This is a genomic window from Streptomyces sp. NPDC047079 (genome assembly GCF_040643755.1).
GTDB lineage: Bacteria > Actinomycetota > Actinomycetes > Streptomycetales > Streptomycetaceae > Streptomyces.
Genome location: NZ_JBEYUZ010000018.1, coordinates 146,644 through 152,713, shown reverse-complemented (window position 1 = coordinate 152,713; position 6,070 = coordinate 146,644). Strand labels below are relative to the sequence as shown.

The 6,070-nt window shown below is 71.4% G+C and carries 7 protein-coding genes; 1 reads left to right on the top strand and 6 read right to left on the bottom strand.

Translation table 11 applies throughout. The annotated features are described in order from the left end of the window. The first annotated feature begins 639 nt into the window (after nt 1-639). On the top strand, nt 640-1,638 hold the full coding sequence (gene trpS, locus ABZ823_RS22965) for a tryptophan--tRNA ligase (RefSeq protein WP_361663369.1): 999 nt from the start codon (nt 640-642) through the stop codon (nt 1,636-1,638). A gap of 41 nt (nt 1,639-1,679) precedes the next feature. On the opposite strand, the gene proC is transcribed toward trpS, so the two are convergent. The 6 genes from proC to ABZ823_RS22935 form a co-directional block, all read right to left on the bottom strand. Then, nucleotides 1,680-2,489 carry a pyrroline-5-carboxylate reductase gene (gene proC / locus ABZ823_RS22960; RefSeq protein WP_361663366.1) on the bottom strand — a complete coding sequence of 270 codons (810 nt, stop codon included), beginning with the start codon at nt 2,487-2,489 and terminating at the stop codon, nt 1,680-1,682. A 127-nt stretch (nt 2,490-2,616) separates the two neighbouring features. Next, entirely contained in the window at nt 2,617-3,396 is a 780-nt protein-coding gene (locus tag ABZ823_RS22955; RefSeq protein ID WP_361663363.1) for an ABC transporter permease, read from the bottom strand. Beyond that, a complete protein-coding gene (locus ABZ823_RS22950; protein WP_361663360.1) occupies nt 3,393-4,208 on the bottom strand; it encodes an ABC transporter ATP-binding protein in 816 nt (271 codons plus the stop codon). The genes ABZ823_RS22955 and ABZ823_RS22950 overlap by 4 nt, the downstream gene beginning before the upstream one ends. A 94-nt stretch (nt 4,209-4,302) precedes the next feature. Then, nucleotides 4,303-5,079 (bottom strand): methyltransferase domain-containing protein, encoded by a 777-nt coding sequence (locus ABZ823_RS22945; RefSeq protein ID WP_361663357.1) that lies wholly within the window; start codon nt 5,077-5,079, stop codon nt 4,303-4,305. A 79-nt stretch (nt 5,080-5,158) separates the two neighbouring features. Continuing rightward, the gene (locus ABZ823_RS22940; protein WP_361663354.1) at nt 5,159-5,650 is read right to left on the bottom strand and encodes an EamA/RhaT family transporter; all 492 of its coding nucleotides are present in this window, start codon (nt 5,648-5,650) and stop codon (nt 5,159-5,161) included. 39 nt (nt 5,651-5,689) lie between these two features. After that, on the bottom strand, nt 5,690-6,010 hold the full coding sequence (locus tag ABZ823_RS22935; RefSeq protein WP_361663351.1) for an SH3 domain-containing protein: 321 nt from the start codon (nt 6,008-6,010) through the stop codon (nt 5,690-5,692). Nucleotides 6,011-6,070 lie beyond the last annotated feature (60 nt).

The following is a 6,070-nucleotide window of genomic DNA, read 5'->3' as shown; positions in this document are numbered from 1 at the left end:
ACCCGAGAGACTCTCTCAGGCTTTCCTCCGGGCGCTTCCCTTCAGTGATTCCGACTCTATCAGATCTTCCCGATCCGATTTCCTCGGCGCTTTCCGGCCTTTCGGCCTTCCGGCGGTGTCGACTTTATCAGATTCCTTGAGGCCTTTCCGACCTCTTCGGTTCCTGATCCCCAGTCAACCGGGGTTGTCCTCGCGGCCCTTGGGCCGTTCCGACGAGTGAGACTTTAGCGGATTCCTTGCTCCCGAGCTAATCGGGGGCCGCGTCCTCACAAGAGTTCGAACGCGGAGTCCGTATTCCGAAAATACGCATACCTAAGCGCACGGCGATGTGACGCCGATTGTCGGTTGGTACCTGCGGAGTGGCTGTCCGGGGACCGACCGGGGTCGGCGCTCACGTCGGACAACTCGGAGTACCTTACGGATCGGCCTGGGGTGTGTCAACTCGCTTCCTCACCGCCCCCCGGAGGCGTACCCTCGTGGTCATGACTTCGCGTACGTGCAACCAGCAGTGGCGGGCCGCCTGACGGCGGCCGGTCCCACGTATGCGCTCAACGGCCGCCGCTTCGGCGGCCGTTGACGTATCTCCTCCCGGAGGGAGCGGCCGGCCGGTCGCGGCGGTCCCGACCAGAAGGTGGAGAGATGACACGGGTCTTCAGCGGGGTCAAGCCGACCGGGCACCTGACGCTGGGCAACTATCTGGGTGCCATGCGGCGGTGGGCCGATGTGGACCAGCACCAGGCCGACGCCCTGTTCTGCATCGTCGATCTGCACGCCCTGACCGTGGACCACGATCCGGCGCGGGTACGCAGGCTCAGTCGCCAGGCGGCGACGCTGCTACTGGCGGCGGGGCTCGATCCGGAGCTGTGCACCGTGTTCGTGCAGAGCCATGTGGACGAGCACGCGCGGCTGTCGTACCTGCTGGAGTGCGTGGCCACCGACGGCGAGATGCGGCGGATGATCCAGTACAAGGAGAAGTCCGCGCGGGAGCAGGAGCGGGGCGGGAGTGTGCGGCTGTCGTTGCTGACGTACCCCGTGCTGATGGCGGCGGACATCCTGGCGTACGGGGCCGACGAGGTGCCCGTGGGGGACGACCAGACCCAGCATGTGGAGCTGTCCCGGGATCTGGCCGTGCGGTTCAACCAGCGGTACGGGCTCACGTTCCCGGTACCCCGGGCGACCCGTCCGCAGGTCGCGGCCAGGGTCATGAACCTTCAGGACCCGACGTCGAAGATGGGGAAGTCGGACGACTCGGGGCCGGGGATCGTCTATCTGCTCGACGAGCCGGACGTGATGCGGAAGAAGGTCATGCGGGCCGTGACGGACAGCGGCTCGGATGTCGTGTACGACCGGGAGACGCGGCCCGGGGTGGCGAACCTGCTGGAGATCCTGGCCGCCTGTGAAGGGGGCGATCCCGAGGAGCTGAGCGGCGCCTACGGGTCGTACGGGGCCCTGAAGAAGGACACCGCGGAGGCCGTGGTCGAGTTGCTGCGGCCGGTGCAGGAGCGGCACAAGGAGCTGTGCGCCGATCCCGGCCATGTGGACGGGGTGCTGCGGGCCGGTGCGGAGCGGGCCAGAGGGATGGCCCGGCCGCGGGTGGATGCGGCGTACCGGGCGATCGGGCTGCTGCCGGCCGGGTGAGGGGGTGCCCACCGCCGGTCTCCCGGCGGTGGGCACACACGTCAGCTGTTGCCGGAGGCCAGTTCGCGGCTGCGGTCGCGGGCCGCTTCCAGCGCGGCGATCAGAGCCGCTCGTACGCCGTGGTTCTCCAGTTCGCGGATGGCGTTGATCGTCGTACCGGCCGGGGAGGTGACGTTCTCGCGGAGCTTCACCGGGTGCTCCCCGCTGTCGCGGAGCATGACCGCCGCGCCGATCGCGGACTGGACGATCAGCTCGTGGGCCTTGTCGCGGGGCAGGCCGAGCAGGATGCCGGCGTCGGTCATGGCCTCGACGAGATAGAAGAAGTACGCGGGGCCCGAGCCGGACAGGGCGGTGCAGGCGTCCTGCTGTGACTCGGGGACGCGGAGCGTCTTGCCGACGGCTCCGAAGATCTCCTCGGCGTGGGCGAGGTGGGCCTCGGTGGCGTGGCTGCCCGCCGAGATGACGGACATGGCCTCGTCGACGAGGGCGGGGGTGTTCGTCATGACGCGGACCACCGGGGTGCCGGCGGTGAGACGGGCCTCGAAGAAGGAGGTGGGGATGCCTGCGGCGCCGCTGATGACCAGGCGGTCGGCGGGGACGTGCGGCGCGAGTTCGTCCAGGAGCGTGCCCATGTCCTGGGGCTTGACCGTGAGGATGAGGGTGTCGGCGGTCTTCGCGGCCTCGGCGTTGGTGACCGGGGTGACGCCGTGGCGGCTGCGGAGTTCCTCGGCCCGTTCCCGGCGGCGGGCGGTGACCAGGAGGTCGACGGGGGCCCAGCCGGCTCGGATCATTCCGCTGAGCAGGGCTTCGCCGATCTTTCCGGTGCCGAGGACTGCGACTTTCTGCGTCATGGTGCGGGTGCCCTCCGGGGGTTGCGTCGTCCGGGTTCATCCTCGCACCGGGCTGGGTGCGGGGGGTGGGTTGTCCGGTGGGCGGGACGACGGCCGGGCCCTCGGGCTCCCGTGCCGCGGGCCGAGCCTAGAGCGTTCGCCGCCTCAGGGTCGCCGCTCCCAGGCCGAGCACCAGGAGGGCGCAGCCCGCGACGATCAGGGCGTCCCTGACGAACGTCGTCGTCATGTCCGTGTGGCGGAGGACCTCGTTCATGCCGTCCACCGCGTACGACATCGGCAGGACGTCGGAGAACGCCTTCAGGGCGGGGTGCATGTCCGAGCGGGGGGTGAACAGGCCGCAGAGGAGGAGCTGGGGGAAGATCACCGCCGGCATGAACTGGACCGCCTGGAACTCCGAGGCCGCGAAGGCCGAGACGAAGAGGCCGAGGGCCGTGCCGAGCAGGGCGTCCAGCAGGGCCACCAGCAGGAGCAGCCAGGGTGAGCCGGTGACGTCCAGGCCGAGGAACCAGACCGCCAGGCCCGTGGCGAGGGCGGACTGGATGATCGCGAGCGCGCCGAAGGCGAGGGCGTAGCCCGCGATCAGGTCGCCCTTGCCCAGGGGCATCGCGAGGAGGCGCTCCAGGGTGCCGGAGGTGCGTTCGCGCAGGGTCGCGATGGAGGTCACCAGGAACATCGTGATCAGCGGGAAGATCCCGAGGAGCGAGGCTCCGATCGAGTCGAAGGTGCGCGGGCTGCCGTCGAAGACGTAGCGCAGCAGCACCAGCATCAGGCACGGGATGACCAGCATCAGCGCGATCGTGCGCGGGTCGTGGCGGAGCTGCCGCAGCACGCGGGCGGCCGTCGCCGTCGCCCGGGAGAGGGTGAGGGCCTTCGCGGCCGGGTGGGCTGTGGTGGTGTTCGTGGTCATCGGACCGTCTCCTTTCCGGCCGTACGCTGCGCCGTCGCCTCGTCCACCAGGTGCAGGAACGCCTCTTCGACCGTCTCCGCGCCGGTACGGGTGCGCAGGGCTTGCGGGGTGTCGTCGGCGAGCAGTTCGCCCTCCCGCATCAGCAGGAGACGGTCGCAGCGCTCGGCCTCGTCCATGACGTGCGAGGAGACGAGGAGGGTGGCGCCGCGGTCGGCCGCGAGGCGGTGGAAGAGGGCCCAGAGGTCGCGGCGCAGGACCGGGTCGAGGCCGACCGTGGGTTCGTCGAGCACGAGGAGCTCCGGGGTGCCGAGGAGCGCGACCGCGAGGGAGACCCGGCTGCGCTGGCCGCCGGAGAGGTTGCCGGCGAGGGAGTCGGCGTGCGAGGTGAGGTCGACGTCGGCGATGGCCCGGGTGACGTCGTGGTGGCGGCGGTCGGCGGCGGCGCGGCCCGGGTCCAGGATCGCGGCGAAGTAGTGGAGGTTCTGGCGGATGGTCAGGTCGTCGTAGACGGAGGGGGCCTGGGTGACGTAGCCGATGCGGGAGCGCAGGGGGGCGGAGCCGGCGGGGAGTCCGAGGATCTCGAGGGTGCCGGTGACCTTGGCCTGGGTGCCGACGATCGCCCGCATGAGGGTCGACTTGCCGCAGCCGGAGGGGCCGAGCAGGCCGGTGATGTGGCCACGGGGCACGGTGAAATCGAGGCCCCGGAGGACCCTGCGGGCGCCGCGGAGGACGGTGAGCCGGTCGGCGTGGACGGCGGGGGCGGATGCCGGCGCCTGGGGGCCGGGCGGGTGCGCGCCGCGATTATTCATCATGCGATGAATATGGCGCGCGACCGGCCGGCCGTCAAGGGCCGCCCGACGGCTCGGCTGGGCTGGGGACTCCCGGCTCGTCCGGGGCGCTACGTGGCTACAGGCGGGTCGCGACGATCAGTAGGACGTCGTAGACCTCCTCGACGAGGCCGTTCGGGAAGGACTCGAGGAGGCGCTCCCGTTCCTCGGCGAGGAAGGCACGTGTGCCCTCCTCGCCGAGCACGAGGAAGATCGAGTGGCTGCCGATGTTCGCGAGGTGGATGTCGACGGGCACCGTGCGGCTCCAGCGCACGACGCGGTGGGTGTGGTCCGGGACCTCGCTGACGCCTTCGAAGGCGAGTTCGGTGCGGGTGCCGCCGGCGCCGTTCTTGGTGGCGTGCTCGGCGCCGAAGTACCGCTTGATGCGGTCCGCCTGCGCGGCGATCCAGGGCACGTCCTCGGCGTCCATGTTCCACCACAGGGCGAGCGCGCCGCCCGGGCGCAGGACGCGCAGGGCCTCCGGGAGCGAGCGGGCGGGCTCGGTCCAGTGCCAGGACTGGGCGTAGGTGAGGAAGTCGGCGGAGGCGGTGGCGAGCGGGAGGGCGTTGCCGTCGCCGCGCAGCAGGGGCACCTCGGGAAGGGTGCGGCGGAACTGGGCCGCCATGCCCGCGCCGGGCTCGATCCCGAGGACCTGCGCGCCTCTGGCCCGGAGGAGGGCGGTGGCGATGCCGGTGCCTGCGCCGATGTCCGCGACGCGGGCGCCGGTGAGGGGGCGGCCGGCGAGTTCCTCCAGGGCGTCGAAGAGGGTCGGCGGATAGGAGGGGCGGTTCGCGGCGTACTGGGCGGCGGCGGCGTTGAACGAGCGGGCTCGCACGGAGCGGGAGGGCGCGGTCATACGCCCATGGTGGCGGTGCCGGGGTGCCAGGCATAGCGGATTACCGAGGGGAGCGGGGCGCCGGGGGTGCGGCGGCCGGTCAGGAGCGGCGCTTGCGGGACGGGTCTCCCGTGCGGCGCGACACGCGCTTGTCGTAGGCGGCGCGGGCCGTGTCGTACTCCTCGCGGTGCAGCTTCTCGCCGGGGGCCTCGGTCAGCGAACGGACGAAGTAGGCGAGCAGCGAGCCGAGGAAGCCGATGGCGAGCAGTCCACGGAGGGAGGACTGGCGCTCCGGGTCGGGGCGCTTGGCGAAGGCTCCCCAGGTGTGGCCGAACGCCAGCGCGCTGCACACCAGGAACATCACCACCACCAGCAGGGTCACGGGTGCGCCGACGTCGGCGATCTGTAGGCCCTGGTAGGCGAAGCGCAGCACCAGACAGGAGACGGCGGCGGCCAGGACCGAGCCGGCGGCCACCGCGGCGCGGCGGGCTCGGTAACCGCCGTCGTGGTCCACCCAGGTGGTGCCGAAGAAGCGGATCGGTTCGGGGCGGGGTCCGCGGGGCGCGTCCTGAGTGCCGTTCTCGTCGCTCACGCGTCGATTATCACCCCGGCGGCCCCGCCCCGGTCCGCGTCAGCCGCAGCGCGGGGCGACGTAGCCGTCGCTGCCCGTGTTCACATACGCGTCCGAGACGTACGCGCCGTCGTCGATGCTGTCCCAGATGGCGGTCGTGCCGTACGGGCCGGTGACCTTCGTGCCCGGCGTCTGGCAGAAGACCGGCACCTTGACCCCCTCGGCCAGGACCCGGACGACGGGGTAGCCGGTACCGGGGCCGCTGCGGACATTGAGCCGGACGCCCGGGGCCACCGAGTAGTAGCGCACGGCCGCCGCGGCCGTCGTGACGGCCTCCGCCACGCCATCCGTCCCGGCGTCTCCGACATGGTCGACAGACATGGAAAACCTCCCCCGTTGTGCCCCATGACCGTCATGGGGTCCCGTTCACTCCCCCGCGTC

Bases quoted from the DNA above. Each gene is read 5' to 3' on its own strand.
- ABZ823_RS22935 (WP_361663351.1), bottom strand. From the start codon at position 6,010: ATGTCTGTCGACCATGTCGGAGACGCCGGGACGGATGGCGTGGCGGAG.
- trpS (WP_361663369.1), top strand. From the start codon at position 640: ATGACACGGGTCTTCAGCGGGGTCAAGCCGACCGGGCACCTGACGCTG.
- ABZ823_RS22945 (WP_361663357.1), bottom strand. From the start codon at position 5,079: ATGACCGCGCCCTCCCGCTCCGTGCGAGCCCGCTCGTTCAACGCCGCC.
- ABZ823_RS22950 (WP_361663360.1), bottom strand. From the start codon at position 4,208: ATGATGAATAATCGCGGCGCGCACCCGCCCGGCCCCCAGGCGCCGGCA.
- proC (WP_361663366.1), bottom strand. From the start codon at position 2,489: ATGACGCAGAAAGTCGCAGTCCTCGGCACCGGAAAGATCGGCGAAGCC.
- ABZ823_RS22955 (WP_361663363.1), bottom strand. From the start codon at position 3,396: ATGACCACGAACACCACCACAGCCCACCCGGCCGCGAAGGCCCTCACC.